The 16,366-nt window shown below is 67.0% G+C and carries 15 protein-coding genes; 8 read left to right on the forward strand and 7 right to left on the reverse strand.

Translation table 11 applies throughout. The features are described from left to right. Positions 1-4 precede the first annotated feature (4 nt). Genes VG502_RS19440 through glyA form a run of 6 tightly spaced genes read right to left on the reverse strand, consistent with a single transcriptional unit; the run spans position 5 to position 7,708 of the window. Complete coding sequence (locus VG502_RS19440; RefSeq protein ID WP_325551811.1) at positions 5-1,396, reverse strand: L-serine ammonia-lyase; 1,392 nt, start codon at positions 1,394-1,396, stop codon at positions 5-7. Further along, entirely contained in the window at positions 1,396-2,004 is a 609-nt protein-coding gene (locus tag VG502_RS19445; RefSeq protein WP_325551812.1) for a sarcosine oxidase subunit gamma, read from the reverse strand. Before VG502_RS19445 ends, VG502_RS19440 begins: the two co-directional genes overlap by 1 nt. Beyond that, positions 1,997-4,897: a 2Fe-2S iron-sulfur cluster-binding protein gene (locus VG502_RS19450; protein WP_325551814.1), complete on the reverse strand. Its 2,901-nt coding sequence runs from the start codon at positions 4,895-4,897 to the stop codon at positions 1,997-1,999. Before VG502_RS19450 ends, VG502_RS19445 begins: the two co-directional genes overlap by 8 nt. Next, complete coding sequence (locus VG502_RS19455) at positions 4,894-5,190, reverse strand: sarcosine oxidase subunit delta (RefSeq protein WP_325551815.1); 297 nt, start codon at positions 5,188-5,190, stop codon at positions 4,894-4,896. The genes VG502_RS19450 and VG502_RS19455 overlap by 4 nt, the downstream gene beginning before the upstream one ends. 11 nt (positions 5,191-5,201) lie before the next feature. After that, a complete protein-coding gene (locus tag VG502_RS19460; protein WP_325551817.1) occupies positions 5,202-6,422 on the reverse strand; it encodes a sarcosine oxidase subunit beta family protein in 1,221 nt (406 codons plus the stop codon). Beyond that, on the reverse strand, positions 6,419-7,708 hold the full coding sequence (gene glyA, locus VG502_RS19465) for a serine hydroxymethyltransferase (RefSeq protein WP_325551905.1): 1,290 nt from the start codon (positions 7,706-7,708) through the stop codon (positions 6,419-6,421). The genes VG502_RS19460 and glyA overlap by 4 nt, the downstream gene beginning before the upstream one ends. 155 nt (positions 7,709-7,863) lie before the next feature. Between glyA and VG502_RS19470 the strand changes: the two genes are divergently transcribed. The 7 genes from VG502_RS19470 to VG502_RS19500 all read left to right on the forward strand — a co-directional run bounded on the left by VG502_RS19470 (position 7,864) and on the right by VG502_RS19500 (position 15,367). Beyond that, positions 7,864-8,526 carry a GntR family transcriptional regulator gene (locus VG502_RS19470; protein ID WP_325551818.1) on the forward strand — a complete coding sequence of 221 codons (663 nt, stop codon included), beginning with the start codon at positions 7,864-7,866 and terminating at the stop codon, positions 8,524-8,526. 149 nt (positions 8,527-8,675) lie between these two features. Then, on the forward strand, positions 8,676-10,103 hold the full coding sequence (locus VG502_RS19475; protein ID WP_325551819.1) for an MFS transporter: 1,428 nt from the start codon (positions 8,676-8,678) through the stop codon (positions 10,101-10,103). 107 nt (positions 10,104-10,210) lie between these two features. Further along, complete coding sequence (locus VG502_RS19480) at positions 10,211-11,749, forward strand: purine-cytosine permease family protein (RefSeq protein ID WP_325551820.1); 1,539 nt, start codon at positions 10,211-10,213, stop codon at positions 11,747-11,749. Further along, complete coding sequence (locus tag VG502_RS19485) at positions 11,746-12,696, forward strand: polysaccharide deacetylase family protein (RefSeq protein WP_325551821.1); 951 nt, start codon at positions 11,746-11,748, stop codon at positions 12,694-12,696. Before VG502_RS19480 ends, VG502_RS19485 begins: the two co-directional genes overlap by 4 nt. Before the next feature lie 17 nt (positions 12,697-12,713). Next, positions 12,714-13,970 (forward strand): M24 family metallopeptidase, encoded by a 1,257-nt coding sequence (locus tag VG502_RS19490; protein WP_325551823.1) that lies wholly within the window; start codon positions 12,714-12,716, stop codon positions 13,968-13,970. A gap of 120 nt (positions 13,971-14,090) precedes the next feature. Beyond that, positions 14,091-14,567 (forward strand): nucleoside deaminase, encoded by a 477-nt coding sequence (locus tag VG502_RS19495; protein WP_325551825.1) that lies wholly within the window; start codon positions 14,091-14,093, stop codon positions 14,565-14,567. Continuing rightward, a complete protein-coding gene (locus tag VG502_RS19500) occupies positions 14,564-15,367 on the forward strand; it encodes an IclR family transcriptional regulator (RefSeq protein WP_325551826.1) in 804 nt (267 codons plus the stop codon). The genes VG502_RS19495 and VG502_RS19500 overlap by 4 nt, the downstream gene beginning before the upstream one ends. 31 nt (positions 15,368-15,398) lie before the next feature. On the opposite strand, the gene VG502_RS19505 is transcribed toward VG502_RS19500, so the two are convergent. Then, complete coding sequence (locus tag VG502_RS19505) at positions 15,399-15,806, reverse strand: cupin domain-containing protein (RefSeq protein WP_325551827.1); 408 nt, start codon at positions 15,804-15,806, stop codon at positions 15,399-15,401. 353 nt (positions 15,807-16,159) lie between these two features. Here VG502_RS19505 and VG502_RS19510 point away from each other — a divergent pair, with 353 nt between their 5' ends. Next, the gene (locus VG502_RS19510) at positions 16,160-16,363 is read left to right on the forward strand and encodes a cold-shock protein (protein WP_325551828.1); all 204 of its coding nucleotides are present in this window, start codon (positions 16,160-16,162) and stop codon (positions 16,361-16,363) included. Positions 16,364-16,366: the final 3 nt, after the last annotated feature.

Below are 16,366 nucleotides of genomic sequence, written 5' to 3' on the forward strand. Positions count from 1 at the left end.
ATTCTCAGCACTCCACCACATTCACCGCGAGACCGCCGCGGCTGGTCTCCTTGTACTTGCTCTTCATGTCACGGCCGGTCTGTCGCATCGTGCGTATGGCGGCGTCCAATCCCACTCGATGATCGCCATCACCCTGCATGGCCAGACGCGCGGCGTTGATCGCCTTCACCGACGCGATCGCGTTGCGCTCGATGCACGGCACCTGCACCAGCCCGCCGACCGGATCGCAGGTGAGTCCGAGATTGTGCTCGATGCCGATCTCGGCAGCGTTCTCCACCTGCACCGGCGTTCCGCCCAGGACGGCGCACAGGCCGGCCGCTGCCATCGAGCAGGCGGAGCCCACTTCGCCCTGGCAGCCCACCTCCGCACCGGAGATCGAGGCTCGTTCCTTGAAGAGGATGCCCACCGCAGCGGCGGTCAACAGGAAGGTGACCACGTCGTCGTCGTTGGCGCCGTCGACGAATCGGGTGAAGTAGTGCAGCACCGCGGGCACGATGCCGGCGGCGCCGTTGGTCGGTGCGGTGACGACCCGGCCCGCGGAAGCGTTCTCCTCGTTGACCGCCAGCGCGTAGAGGTTCACCCATTCCATCGCCCACAGTGGATCGCTCATCGTCCCGGTGCGCGCCCGCTCGGCGGCCTCGGTGGCGCGCAGCTTGCGTCGCAGTTCGGGCGCCCGGCGTCGCACTCCGAGCCGCCCGGGCAGGAACTTCTCCTCCCGCGTGCAGCCGTTCTCGACGCACTCCTGCATCACCGACCAGATGCGCAGCAGCTGCGACCTCGTCTCGGCCTCGGGCCGGAAGGCCGACTCGTTGGCGAGCATCACGTCGGCGATGGAACCGCCCGTCAATGAACAGTGCGCCAGCAGTTCCACGGCGCTGGTGAAGGGGTGCGGAACCACGATCTCGCTGGTGCCGATCCCACCGGGACCGTCCTTGTCGACGACGAATCCGCCTCCCACCGAATAGCTTTCGCGCTCGCTGAGTATGGCGCCGGCAGCGCCATACGCCGTGAAGCGCATGCCGTTGGGATGCCGGGGGAGCGGCTTGCGGTGGAACTCCAGATCGACACCGGGATCGAAGTCGATCGGCTGCGAGCCACCGAGCACGAGCCGTCGCCGGTCGCAGATCTCGTCGTACTGCTCGAATGCGGCGGCCACGTCGACGGTCTCGGGATCGGCTCCGGTGAGCCCGAGGACCACCGCGCGGTCCGTGCCGTGGCCGACACCGGTGGCTGCGAGCGACCCGAACAGCCGGACGGTGACGCGCTGCACCTGATCGAGCGTCGATGCGTGCCGCACCCCGTCGACGACGCGGGCGGCGGCACGCATCGGCCCGACCGTGTGCGAGGACGACGGCCCGATCCCGATCGAGAAGAGGTCGAGTGCGGAGAGAGCCATCAGGCGAACTCGCGCATACCGTCCAACAGCCAGCGCGCCGTGTGCGTGGCGAAGGATGCCCTCGGCATGATCCGCCACGTGTCCGGCGCAACGCGCCAGAGAATGACATTCACCGTGCCGAGCAGTGTGACAAGCGCTGAACCCGCAGGAAAGGCAACCGGATCCAGGTCGAGCCGGCAGGACTTGTCGAGCACCTCCTGCGCACGCGGGCCGCGCAACTCGAGCGTCGTGCGGTTCGCCGAGAGGTCGACGACCTGCCCCGGCAATCCGCCCAGAGCGGTGCTCAACTCCTCCGTGATCGCTGCCGGGTCGGTGCCGCCCGTGGCCTCGTCGGGTGCGACGAGCAGATATTCGTCGGGTGCCAGCCAGAGGACGTGCCGTCCGCCGGACAGCTCCGTCACGTCACCGACCCCTTCCGGCAGCGCGCCGGTGAGCGTCCATTCGAGGGCGACGGCGGACGGGCTACCGGCCTCGGCACGCAGACCGATCTGGGCGAGGAACGGGATCTCCCGCAGCGAAACCGCAGCGCTGCTACCGGCCTCCAGCTCCCGGGTCATCCGCTGCAGTGGACTGCGGCGGCGCTCCAGCACCGCATTGCGCTCAACCATCGCGACGTGCTCCTTCCTTGTCGTACACGACTGCCTCGGCGATCTGCACCGGGAAGAACTTCCCCTCGAACGACGCCATGACCTCCTCGCCGATCCGCGACCGCCCGTCCCTGACGAGCGCCAGCGCGAACGTCCGGTCGAGCGCCTCGCTGCGGTAACTGGAGGTCACGTGCCCGATCATCGGAATCGGCTGTGCCGCAATGCCGTTCAACGGTTCGGTCGGGGCGTCCTCCGACGTCACGACCTGGCTGCCCTCCGGCAGGCGCAGCTCGCTGTCCACCGGGAAGAGACTCACCAGCTGCTTGCGTCCCTCCTCGACGTGGCCGGCGCGTGCGTAGGAACGCATGCCGATGAAGTCCTTCTTCTTCTTGGCCACGACCCAGTCCATCCCGAGATCCTGCGGGGTGACGGTGCCGTCGGTGTCCTGCCCCACGATCGGGAACGCCTTCTCGGCACGCAGCACGTGCATGGTCTCGGTGCCGTATGGCGTGAGGTCGAACTCCTCGCCGGCCGCGGTGATGTCGTCCCAGACGGCTTCGCCATACCAACCACTCACGTTGACCTCGAAGGCCAGCTCGCCGGAGAAGGTGACCCTGGCGATACGAGCCGGTATGCCGCTGGCGAGCACCGTGTCGTGGAAGGACATGAACTCGAAGCCTTCCTTCGACACGTCCAGGTCCGGCGCGATCTTGTGTATGACGTCGCGCGACCGCGGGCCGGCCACGACCGTGGTGGACCACTGTTCCGTCACCGAGGTGAAGACGACGTCGAGTTCCGGCCACTCGGTCTGGTGCCACTCTTCGAGCCACTCCAGGACGCCTGCCGCACCACCGGTCGTGGTGGTCATCAGGTAGCGGTCCTCCGCGAGCCGGAAGGAGACGCCGTCGTCGAAGACCATGCCGTCCGGGCGGCACATCACGCCATACCGCTGCTTGCCGACCGGGAGTTTCGCGAAGGCGTTGGTGTAGATCCGGTTGAGGAAGGTCGGGGCGTCCTTGCCGCGTATCTCGATCTTGCCCAGCGTCGAACCGTCCATGTAGGCGACATTCGTTCGTGCTGCGCGACATTCGCGAGCCACCGCTGCGTCCATGTCCTCGCCCGCCCGCGGGTAGAACCACGGGCGCTTCCACTGGCCGACATCCTCGAACTCGGCGCCGCGCTCGACGTGTCGGGCGTGTGCGGGCGTCACCCTGGCCGGGTCGTAGAGCTCGCCCCGGGCACGACCGGCCAGCGCCGCGAACGCGACCGGTGTGAACGGCGCACGGAAGGTCGTGGTGCCGATGGTGCCGGGCGACGGCTTCGGGGTCAGCGGACCACCCTCGCCGCCGCCCTGGCCGGGTTGGCCGACCGGCATGGAGGCCATGTCGTGCTCGCCGAGCAACTGGCTCAGCAGGCCGATCGTCAGGACGCCACCGATCTTGCCCTGGTCGAGGCCGGTGCTGATCGAGGTGTAGCGCTTGACGTGCTCGACGGAACGCATCCCGGCGCGCACGGCCCGGACGACACCGGCCGCGGTCTCGTCACGTTGCAGGTCGACGAAATGGGTCTCGAAGTCACCAGCCGGTGACGGGATCACCCACACGTCGTCGGTGACGCCCGAACGGTTGCGACGTTCTTGCGCCGATGTCGGATTCGGTTGTGCCGCACCGGCGGCCGCGCCCTCGGCTATCGCACCGTCCGTCCAGTAGGTGCCGGTCACCGAGCCCGCGAGTGCCTGGTCGCGCACCGGGTCGGACGGCACGAAACCGAGCAGCCCGTCGTCCCAGTGCAACGCACCCTGGCGTTGCGAATGCAGGTTGACATTGGCGGACCAGCCACCGGACACGGCGAGCAGGTCGCACGGAACTTGTTGTGTCTCCTGCATGTCGGCGCCGGCCGGGGCGATGTGGACTCCGACGAGGCCATCGGATCCGATGGCCTCGACCACCAGGTGCCCGTGCTGGACGTCGACCGACTCCGGGTCCTCGACGCTCGCCGTCGGCCGGCTGTCCACCAGGGTCACCCGGGCGCCGGCCGCCGCGAGGTCGGCGGCCACGGAGTATGCCGAGTCGTTGGTGGTGAACACGACGATCTGCTCGCCGGCCAGCACGCCATACCGGCCGAGGTAGTTCTGGGCGGCTGACGCGAGCATGACGCCGGGCAGGTCGTTGTTCGCGAAGACCAGTGTCCGCTCGAAGGCGCCGGTCGCCAGCACCACGCGTCCGGCGTTGATGTGCCAGACCCGCTGACGGGAGACGCCGTCCTTCACGGGCGCATCGGTCCGCTTCTCCAGCGCGATCAGGTAGTTGCTGTCGTAACTGCCGAACACGCTGGTACGTCGAAGGATCCGGCAGTTCGCGGACCGTTCGAGATCCTCCTCGAGATCGTGGATCCAGGCGCCGGCAGGAACGCCCTCGACGATCTCACCGGGGCGGCCGAGCAGGCTGCCACCGAGCGCGAAGTCCTGCTCGAACAGCATCACCCGGGCGCCGGTTGCAGTGGCAGCGCGTGCTGCCGCGAGACCCGCTGGGCCGGCTCCGATGACGGCGACGTCGGTGTGCACGTGCATGTGGTCGTACTCGGCCGGGTCGACCGACTGGTCGAGGGTGCCGATGCCGTCCTCCCAGGTCAGCTCCAACCCGTCGACCAGCTCGGTGCTGGTGGCCGGCTGCATCGACTCGCCATACTCGCCGTTGACCCGCACGAATGCGTTGGGCTCCTCGACGCCGCTGCTCATCACGCCGCGAGGACGTCCGCGATAGATCGAATCACCCACGCGGACAACGCCGTTGGCCAATGCGGCCGAGGCGATCGTGTCGCCGGCCAGGCCGTCATACGACTGCCCGTCGATCGTGAAGCTGCGGGAGACACCGCGGTCGACAATGCCGCCGAACCCGAGCCGGTGTGCGGTCATGACTTGGCTCCTTGCGTGGTGTTCGCGTCGACCGGTGCCGCGCCGACGTAGGTGGAGGTGATGTCGTAGGTCCGGGTGTCGCGGACCGCGTTGAACCACTTGCGGCAACCGGCGCTGTGCACCCAGCGCTCGCGGAACGCGCCCTTGGGGTTGTCCCGGTAGAAGAGGTACTCAGCCCATTCCTGGTCAGTGAGGGCGTGCGGGTCCTCCGGGTAGGGGATGTGGGCCTGGCCGCCGTAGGTGAACTCGCCCTCCGGGCGGACTCCGCAATGCGGGCACTCGATCATCAACATATTGCGTCCTCTCAGTGCGCGACGGCAGCGGCGCCGTGCTCGTCGATGAGCTCTCCGGTGACGAAGCGCTCGAGGGAGTAGGGGCGGTTGAGCTCGTGCGGCTCGTTGTTGGCGATGGTGTGCGCAAAGGCGAAACCGGCGCCCGGCACCGCCTTGAATCCCCCTGTGCCCCAACCACAATCGACATACATGCCATCGACCGGAGTGAGGCCCATGATCGGCGAGGCGTCCAAGGTGACGTCGACGATGCCGCCCCAGGTGCGCAGCAGGTGCGCGCGGGAGAACGCCGGGAAGAGCTCCACGGCCGCCGACATCTGATGCTCGATGACGTGGAACGAGCCGCGTTGTCCGTAGCCGTTGTAGGAGTCGACGCCGGCGCCCATCACGAGCTCACCCTTGTGGGCCTGCGAGACGTAGACGTGCACGTGGTTGGACATCACCACGGTCGGGTGGATCATCTCGTGCAGCTCGGAGACGAGCGCCTGCAACGGATGTGACTGGATCGGGACCCGGAAGCCGGCCATCTCGGTCAGGGTGGAGGTGTGCCCGGCGGCGGCCAGTGCCACCCGGCCGGCCCTGATGTTGCCGCGGGTCGTCCGGACGCCGACGACCTTGTCGCCGTCCATGTCGAAGCCGGTGACCTCGCAGTTCTGGATCAGGTCGACGCCGAGCTCGCTGGCACGCCGCGCATAGCCCCAGGCGACCCAGTCATGCTTGGCGATGCCGGCGCGCGGCTGGTAGGTCGCACCCATGACCGGGTAACGGATGTCCTGGCTGATGTTGATGATCGGGCAGATCTCCTTGACCTGCTCCGGCGAAATGTATTCAGCATCAACGCCGTTGAGGCGGTTCGCCTCGACCCGGCGTACCGAGTCACGCTCGTCCTGCAGCGTGTGCGCGAGGTTCAGGACACCACGCTGCGAGAAGAAGATGTCGTAGCCGAGCTCGTCCTCCAGGCCCTCCCACAACTTCAGTGACTTCTCGTAGATGGCCGCCGACTCGTCCCACAGGTAGTTGCTGCGGATGATGGTCGTGTTGCGGGCCATGTTGCCGCCGGCCAGCCAACCGCGTTCGAGCACAGCCACATTCGTGATGCCGTGCACCTTCGCGAGGTAGTAGGCGGTGGCCAGTCCGTGCCCGCCGCCGCCGACGATCACGACGTCGTAGGAGTCCTGCGGGTCCGGGTTGCGCCACAGGAAGGACGGGTGCGGTGGGAGAGCTCGCTGGTTCATCGTGCCTCCTCAGTGAGATCGGGATAGAGCGGGAAGCGTGCGGTGAGCGCGGCGACACGGGACCGCAGGTCGTCCGCGACGGCTTCGATGTCAGCGGCGGTCAGGGTCGTCGCGATGATGTCGGCCACCTCGGTGAACTCCGTGTCCCCGAAACCGCGCGTTGCCAGCGCCGGCGTGCCGATCCGCAGCCCGGAGGTCACCATCGGTGGGCGCGGATCATTGGGAATCGCGTTGCGGTTCACGGTGATTCCGATGCTGTGCAGCCTGTCCTCGGCCTGCTTGCCGTCGAGTTCGGCGTCACGCAGATCGACCAGGACCAGATGGACGTCGGTCCCGCCGGACAACACGCGTATGCCGTGCTCGGCGGCGTCATCCTGCAGCAGTCGCTCCGCGAGCAGGCGCGCACCGGACAGAGTGCGCCGCTGCCGGTCGGCGAAGTCCTCCGACGCGGCGGCGCGGAACGCGACCGCCTTGGCGGCGATCACATGCTCCAGCGGCCCGCCCTGCATCCCGGGGAACACGGCCGAGTTGACCTTCTTGGCGATCGCGGCGTCGTTGGTCAGGATGATGCCGCCGCGCGGCCCACCCAGAGTCTTGTGCGTGGTGCTGGTGGTGACGTCCGCGAACGGCACCGGGTTCGGGTGCAGGCCGGCAGCGACCAACCCGGCGAAGTGGGCCATGTCGACCATCAGCAGGGCACCGACCTCGTCGGCGATCGCGCGGAACGCTGCGAAGTCGAGGACGCGCGGGTATGCCGACCAGCCCGCCACGATCAGCTTCGGCCGGTGCTCACGCGCGAGACGCGCGACCTCGTCCATGTCGACTCTTCCGTCGTCACCGACGTGGTAGGCGGCGACGTCGAACATCTTGCCGCTGTAGTTGATCCGCATGCCGTGCGTCAGGTGACCGCCGTGCGCGAGGTCCAGCCCGAGGATGCTGTCGCCCGGCTGGAGCAGCGCGAAGTAGACGGCGGTGTTGGCCTGGGCGCCGGAGTGCGGCTGGACGTTCGCGTATGCCGCGCCGAAGAGGCTCTTCACCCGCTCGATCGCCAGGCTCTCGATGACGTCGACATGTTCGCAGCCGCCGTAGTAGCGCCGGCCGGGGTAACCCTCGGCGTACTTGTTGGTGAGCACACTGCCCTGGGCCTGCAGTGCTGCCACCGGCGCGAAGTTCTCCGAGGCGATCATCTCCAGGGTGTCCTGCTGGCGGCGCAGCTCCAGTGCGACTGCTGCCGCGACCTCCGGATCTGCCTCTGCCAGAGCGGAATTGAAGCCACCCCGCGCCATACCTGGTGTTGGTGCGGCGTCTCGGGTGGGGCTTGCTGAGGTCACGGCGATTCCTCCCGCACGTTGAAGTCGACAACTGATATATCAGTTGTCGGGTAAGCTAGGCGCCCGATCGTCCGGTGTCAAGGCTTGGAGGTGCTGCCATGATTCGATCCGTGCCCAACCATGAGCCCAGCGCATTGCGGACCAACGGATCGCTGACCGAGGCTGCCTACGAAGCCCTCAAGGAGCGCCTCGTGCTGCTGGACATCGCGCCGGGGGAGCCGTTGAGCGAGCAGGCGCTCTCCCTGGAGCTGGCGGTCGGTCGCACGCCGCTGCGCGAAGCTTTGAAGCGCCTGGAGTCCGACCACCTGGTCGTCACTTATCCGCGCCGTGGCACCTTCGCGACCCGCGTGGACATCACGGCGCTGTCGGAGATCTCCGAGATTCGTCGGGTTCTGGAGCCGCTGGCGGCCGGCCTGGGCGCAACGCGCGCCGTTGCGGAGGATCGTCGGCAGCTGGAGAAGCTGCGCGATGGGCTCGCTGCGCTGCCGGCCGACACCTCCGCGCGCGACCACATGGAGTGGGACCTGCAGGTGCACCGCGCGATCTACCGGGCGACGCACAACGACCACCTGGAAACAGCGCTGGTGCGCTACGGCAATCTCGCCACCCGGATCTGGTCGGTGGCCGCGCCGCGACTCGACGATGTGGGATCGCACATCGTCGAGCACATCGAGCTGCTCGAAGCGGTGCGTTCCGGCGACAGTGAGCATGCCGAGCGGCTGATGCTCGAGCACATGCAGGCCTTCGAGGTCCGCATCCGCACCGTTCTCTGAGTGCGAAACACCTTCCAGCGGACCGCCTTTCAATGTTCGGAGGGTGCGGCCAGCTCTTTACTGCCCGGTAGGGGTTGACAGTGATGTCGGTCACTTCTACCTTCGGTGCAACCCAGTTGCAGTGAACGCAACGCTCGGAAGGAGGGCGCATGCCCGAACCGAAGCACCGACCCGAACTTGAAAGCATCGATGAGCGCTATTCGCTCAGCGGAAACCTGCGAGCCCACGACGGACACGGAGTCAGCAAGGGAACCCGCCGCCGCGTCATCGTCGCGAGCTTCATCGGCAACTTTGTCGAGTGGTTCGACTACGCCGTCTACGGCTATCTCGCCACCACCATCGCCACCGTGTTCTTTCCGTCCGGGAACAGGACCGCCGCCCTGCTCTCGACATACGCGCTCTTCGCCATCTCGTTCGTCGTCCGGCCGATCGGCGGGTTCTTCTGGGGCAGCCTCGGTGACCGGGTCGGACGCAAGAACGCGCTCGCGTTCTCGATCCTGATCATGTCGGGTGCGACGTTCTGTATCGGACTGCTTCCGTCATACGCCTCGGTCGGGATGCTCGCACCAGCACTGCTGCTCGCCGTTCGCATCGTCCAGGGATTTTCCGCAGCGGGTGAGTACGCCGGGTCCTCCGCCTTCCTCGTCGAATACGCACCGCCGAGCAAGCGTGGTCGGTATGCCGCCGTAGTCCCTGCTTCCACCGCCACCGGTCTGCTCTTCGGCTCGCTGCTCGCGGCTCTCATGAGCGCCACCCTGTCGACCGATCAGATTCACTCCTGGGGCTGGCGGGTGCCCTTCCTGCTGGCGGCGCCGATGGGGCTGATCGGCCGGTACATCCGCAACAAGCTCGAGGACACGCCCGAATTCCGTGAACTGGCCAGCAACGATGACGCCGTCCGCGCGCCGACGAAGGAACTGCTCTCCAGCTACTGGCGGGTCGGGGTCATCGCCTCCGGCGCGGTGCTTCTGAACGCGGTCGGCTTCTACGTGATCCTGAGCTACCTGCCGACATACCTGACGGAGGAGATGGGCCTGGATGAGACCCGGTCGTTCGTCGCCACCACGATCGCGTTGCTCACCTATGTCGGCTTCATCATCCTGACGGGAGCATTGTCGGACCGGTTCGGACGTCGCCGGGTCCTGCTCAGTGCGTCGGCGTTGTTCATCCTGTTCACCGTCCCGGCCTTCATGCTGCTGGCCTCGCACTCCTTCGCGGTCATCGTGATCGTGGAGGTGCTCCTCGGCGCGATGCTGACGCTCAACGACGGCACACTGCCCAGCTTCCTGTCCGAGCTCTTCCCGACCCACGTCCGCTACAGCGGTTTCGCCATCAGCTTCAATCTGTCCAACGCGCTGTTCGGCGGCACCGCTCCCTTCATGGCCACGCTGCTCATCAGCGTGACGCACAGCAAGCTGGCGCCCGCCTGGTATCTGATGGGCGCCGCCACCGTCTCGATGGTCGCCGTGTTGCTTGCTCGGGAGACCGCGCACCGCAATCTGTCGAGCGCCGGGGATCACGACCCCGGCGAGGCATCTTCGATCACCGAAGCGGCTTCCGCCGCGCGAGTCCCGTGATCGCGGGCGACACGATCGGATCCCGCGACAACGCTGAGTCGTCGTGGCATCCAACTGGGACACGTACGTCCCGAGCCCGGAAACCCTTCCCCCAGAAAGAAATCGGAATGCAAACCACTGATGCAACTCCCGACGAGGCCCAGACGGCCGACGTCGAGGACGTGCTGCAACCGATCCCCGAGTCGAAGCGGACCACGAAGGTCTCCGGCCAGTTCTGGATCTGGCTGGGCGCGAATGTCGCGCCGATCAACTGGATCCTGGGCGCGCTCGGAGTACAGCTCGGCCTGAGCCTGCGCGACACGATGGTCGTGCTCGTCGTCGGCAACCTGATCGGAATGTTCGGCTTCGGCTTCTTCGTGCTGCTCGGCCAGCGGTCCGGTGCCACCGGAATGCTGTTGTCCCGTGGTGCTTTCGGGCGCAAGGGTGCGTATCTGCCGGCCGCCATACAGGCGATCGTCGCCATCGGCTGGGCGGCGGTCAACACCTGGATCATCCTCGACCTGGTGATGAGCCTTTTCGGGCTCCTCGGCTGGGTCGACCCGGACGCGCACAACTACGCCGCGCGCATCGCGGTGGCCGCCGTGATCATGATCGTGCAGGTCACCATCTGCATCCTCGGCTACCGCGCCATCGCCGCCTTCGAGCGCTGGTCGATGCCGCCGACCATGGTCGTGCTGACGATCATGACGATCCTGGCGTGGACCAAGGTCGATGTGAACTGGGGCTTCCAGGGCGCCGGGCTGCACGGCACCGAACGCTTCGCCACCATGTCGGCGATCATGACTGCGATCGGCATCGGCTGGGGGATCGGCTGGTTCACCTACGCGCCTGACTACTCGCGCTTCGTCAGTAGGACCGTGCCGCGCCGCAAGCTGTACTTCGCGAGCGTCTCCGGCATGATCGTCCCGGTCATCTGGCTCGGCGCCCTCGGCGCCTCGCTGGCGACCACCAACCCCAAGGCCGACCCCGGCCAGCTGATCGCGGGCAACTTCGGCACCATGGCCATCCCGATCATCCTGCTGGTGATCCACGGGCCGATCGCGACCAACATCATCAACATGTACACGTTCAGCGTGGCCAGCCAGGCCCTGGACATCAAGATCTCGCGGCGCAAGCTGTCGCTGCTGGTCGGTGCGCTGTCCATGTGTGCGGTGATCGGCTTCATGTTCGCCGGTGACTTCGCCACTGTCGTCGACACCTGGCTCGTCGCGATCGCCGGCTGGGTCGCCACCTGGGGCGGCATCATGGCCGTGCATTACTTCATCTTCGAGCGCAAGCACCGCAACTTCGACTACCTCTTCCGCGACCCGGAGGACACCCACCTCAAAGCGGTCAACAAGTACGCGATCATCGCGTTCTTCTGTGGCCTGTTCATGACCTGGATGTTCATGTATGGCGGCATCGCCGCCCTGCAGGGACCGGCGGCGCGAGCCCTGGGCGGAGCCGACTTCTCTTGGCTGGCAGGGACTCTGACGTCCGGCACGATCTATTTCGCCACCGGCTACCGACGCTTCCGCACCCGCATCCACGCCGGAATTCCGCTCGGACTGCGCGGCGACGTCGCGGACCACCAGGCGGTCGAGGAACTCCAGTCCTGCGAGCAGGACGCGGCAGTCCGCGACCGGGCGCAGGAGGTCTCCGCATGACCGACACCACCCAGCAGCCCTTCCATCCGCCGTCGGGCTTCGCCTGGCCGGACGGGAAGAAATTCGCGGCATCGCTGACCTTCGACGTCGACGCGGAAGCCGGCGCGCTCGCCTTCGACTCGACCTTCCACCGTCGTATGTCGCTGATGAGCCACCAGAGCTACGGCCCCACCGTGGCGGTGCCGAAACTCCTGGCGATGCTCGAGCACCACGCCATACGGGCGACGTTCTTCGTGCCCGGCTACACCGCCGACCTCTACCCGGACATGGTGCGGGCGATCGTCGACGGCGGACACGAGGTCGCGCACCACGGCTGGATGCACGAGAAGACGACCTCGCTCACCGATGCGCAAGAGGCCGAGATGCTCGACCGCGGGCTGGAGAGCCTGGACCGCGTCGGCGTGCGGCCGGTCGGTTACCGGGCACCGTGGTGGGAGTACAACTACCGCACGACCGACATGCTGCTCGAGCGTGGATTCGCTTACGACTCAAGCCTGTTGGACGGTGACGTGCCCTACCGCTTCACCTCGGGCGAGAGCGCCGCGGGTGACCTGGTCGAGATTCCGGTCGACTGGGCGCTCGACGACTGGGAGCAGTTCGGGTTCTACCCGGAGTGGACCGGCAGCGGCCTCATCGAGTCACCCCGCAAGGCGTTGCAGATGTGGTCCGACGAAGCGACCGTGGCGGCGACGGCCGGCAATTGCTTCGTCCTCACCAATCACCCGTTCATCTCCGGGCGACCCACGCGACTCAGCGCACTCTCGCAACTCGTCGAGCACATCACGTCCCTGGACGGCGTGTGGTTCGCGACCCTGCAGCAGATTGCTGAGCACAGTGCAAAAACGTTGTCCGACATACAAATTCATCGCCGGCTCCCTGACCCCGGCCCACAGCCCGGCCAGAGCGGTGACGGACACCCGCTCGGCCGTCCCAACGACAACCTCTAGAAAACAAGGAGACATCCATGACCACCACCACGACCGCCCCCGTGAGCAACGTCGCCGACCTCGAGCGAATCAAGGTGCTGCACAACGGATCGAAGGTGCCGCTGACCTTCAGCGACGCCGAGCTCGAGCGCCGCATCGACGGGCTGCGGTCGATCATGGCCGACCTGAGGCTCGACGCCGTCGTGCTCACGTCGTACCACTCGATCAAGTACTACAGCGACTTCCTGTTCACCTACTTCGGTCGCTCCTACGCGATGGTCGTGACGGCCGACGACACGGTGACGATCACCGCCAACATCGACGCCGGTATGCCGTGGCGCCGGTCGTATGGCGAGAACATCGTCTACACCGACTGGAACCGCGACAACTACTACTTCGCCATCCAAGAGGCCCTCAAGCAGCGCGGTGTCACCGCCAAGCGGATCGGGGTCGAGGACGATCAGCTGCCGCTGATGCTGCGCGACCGGCTGGCCGCGGCGCTCGACGGCGCCGAGTTGGTCGACGTGTCGCAGGCCGCCATGCGCCAGCGGATGATCAAGTCGCCGGAGGAGATCGAGGTCATCAAGCACGGCGCCCGCATCGGCGACCTGGGTGGCGAGGCGATCCGGCAGGCGATCAAGGTCGGCGTCACCGAGTACGAAGTGGCGCTCGCCGGCACCGAAGCAATGGTCCACGAGATCGCAAAGACATTCCCCAACAGCGAGATTCGCGACACCTGGGTGTGGTTCCAGTCGGGTATCAACACCGACGGGGCGCACAACTGGCCGACCACTCGGCAGCTGCAGGAGGGCGACATACTGTCGCTGAACTGCTTCCCGATGTCCTCCGGCTACTACACAGCCCTGGAGCGCACGCTCTTCCTCGGTGAGCCCGACGCGCGCTCCCTGGAGCTGTGGAACGTCAACGTCGAGGTGCACCGGGCGGGCCTGGAGTTGATCAAACCCGGCGCTGTCTGCAAGGACATCGCTGCCGAGCTCAACAAGATCTATGTCAGCCACGGACTGCTGCCGAACCGCACGTTCGGCTACGGACACTCCTTCGGGGTGCTGTCGCACTATTACGGGCGCGAGGCCGGTCTCGAGCTGCGCGAGGACATCGACACCGTGCTCGAACCCGGCATGGTCGTCTCGATGGAGCCGATGATCACCGTCCCGGACGGCGAGCCCGGCGCGGGCGGCTACCGCGAGCACGACATCCTGGTTGTCGGTGACGACGGTGCCGAGAACATCACCAAGTTCCCGTTCGGCCCGGAGCAGAACATCATCAGCGCCTGATGGCCACGGGCACCGGTGGACGCGGAACGGTCCGCGTCCACCGGTGCCCGTGTTCAAACGCGTATGCCGGGATCATGCGCCACAATCACAGGGGACCCGGGACCGGAAGGGAGGACCGAGATGAACGAGGACGAACTGCGTGCGCGCTACTCGCGCCCGGCATTCGAGGCCGCCGTCGACGCGGCGTCGGCAGCGCTCGCCGAGGGCGGAGTGCCGATCGGATCCGCGCTCGAGCGCGACGGCCGGTTGCTCGCATCGGGACACAACCAGCGCGTGCAACACGGTGACCCGACGGCACACGGCGAGATCGACTGCCTGCGGCGGGCCGGGCGCATCGGTTCGTATGCCGGCACGATCCTGCACACGACCCTCGCCCCGTGCGCGATGTGCTCCGGCGCGATCGTGCAATTCGGCATCACTGACATCGTGGTGGGCGAAAGCGACACATTCCCGGGCGAACTCGACTGGTTGCGGAGCCGAGGAGTGACGGTGCTCGTACTCGGCGACGACCGTTGTGCGCAGCTGATGACGCAGTTCCAAGAACGCTTTCCGCGGGTGTGGGCCGAGGACATCGGCACGCTGCCGCTCGAGTCATGAGCGCGATGAACAGCGCCGAGCCCCCGAAGGAGCCGATGGCGAAGGCGCCACGCGGCACCTCGCCGGTCGCCACCGCGATGGCCGTGCTGCGCTGTTTCAGTCCGGAGCGCCCGGTGCTCGGCGTCGTCGAGATCGCCGAGGAGATCGGGCTGCACAAGTCGTCCGTGTCGCGGATGATGAGCACGCTCGAGGCGGAGGACCTGGTCGAACAGGACCCGCTGTCCAAGAAGTTCCGCCTCGGCCTGGGCCTGCTCAGCGTCGCGGGCGCACTGCTCGCCAACCTTGACGTACGACGCGCGGCGTTGCCCGTGCTGACCGAGTTGACCGAGCGCACCGGGGAGACCAGTTCACTGGTCATCTGGGACGACTTCGCCGCGGTCATCGTCGAGCAGGTGCCGTCGGCGAACCCGATCAAACACGCCACCGAGCTGGGCACCCGCTACAGCCGCGTCGAGGACGCTTCGGTGCGTGTGCGGTTGACTGCGTTGCCCGAGGACGAGCGCGAGCGGTTCTTCACCGCGACGCCGAGCAGTCGGGCGGCATACCGGCGACTGACCGCGAATGACGCAGACGGCATCGCGGTCAACGACGGGGACACGACACCGGACGAGGTCGGCATCGCAGCCGCAGTGCACGACCACCGCGGCCGCCTGATCGCCGCGATCCTGCTCGCCGTACCCCGTTATCGCGTTGACCAGGAACGCCTTTCACATCTGGTGGGCGACTGTCGCGCCGCTGCCGACGACCTCACCCGCGCGCTGGGCGGCCCACCCGCGCAGCGGGTCAAGCTGGTCGATTAGGGCGAGACCCACTGAAGCTGGTCGAGACCGCTCAACCCTTGCGCGCTTCGCGTGCCATCGCGGCCGAACCGAAGGCCGACCAGTCGGCGTCGCCGGGCCGGCCCCAGACGACCAGGACGCGCAGTTCGTCGTCGCCGGTGTTGGCGAGGTCGTGCCGGGTTCCGGAAGGGGCCAGCACGCAGTCGCCCGGGCCGATGTCGTGGACGTCGTCGTCGACATGCATCCGGCCGCTGCCGTGGAGCACGAGGTAGAGCTCTTCGAGCGGTTCGGCCTCCGTGTCGTGCGTGTGCATCCCCTCGGAAGCACCGGGCGGCAGCCGCCAGGTCTGGACCGCGACAGGTAGGCGGAGCTCGTCGAACGCGTGCCACTCGACGGTCACGTCGTCCGAACCGCCGTGGAACGCATACGGAAATGCGAACTCGCCCGCGCGCTCGATCATCACGCCAGACTAGCTGCGGACCGTGACGGGCCCGGCCGATCCGCGACCGGTGTCGGGGCTGCCCGTGAGGTGGACGAGCGTCCCGGATCACTGTTCGTGACGCGGCGGATATCGGCGTCGTTCAGCCGGTGAGATCGGTCAACTGTCGGACACCTGCCGTGCACCTTCCGCGTGCTACGGTCGAGCCTCGACTGCTGTTGCAGTTCCTCGTTGGTGCGGCGCCCGACTCCACGTTGGGCGCCGAGTTTGTGAGCGGACGGTTCACCCATTGGGGGGATGCCTCGGCGGTCTCGCGGCCGCGTAAAGTGCGCGGTCGCACGCAACGAAGAACAATAGATTGAGAGTTACCCCCAATGGCACAGGGAACCGTCAAGTGGTTCAACGCTGAAAAGGGCTTTGGCTTCATCGCCCAGGATGGCGGCGGTCCGGACGTCTTCGTCCACTTCACCGCGATCCAGTCTCAGGGTTACCGCAGCCTCGAAGAGGCACAGCGCGTCGAGTTCGAGATCACCCAGGGTGACAAGGGCCCGCAGGCGGCCAACGTCAACCCGGTCTGATCG

Source organism: Flexivirga sp., from assembly GCF_035551235.1.
Lineage (GTDB): Bacteria > Actinomycetota > Actinomycetes > Actinomycetales > Dermatophilaceae > Flexivirga.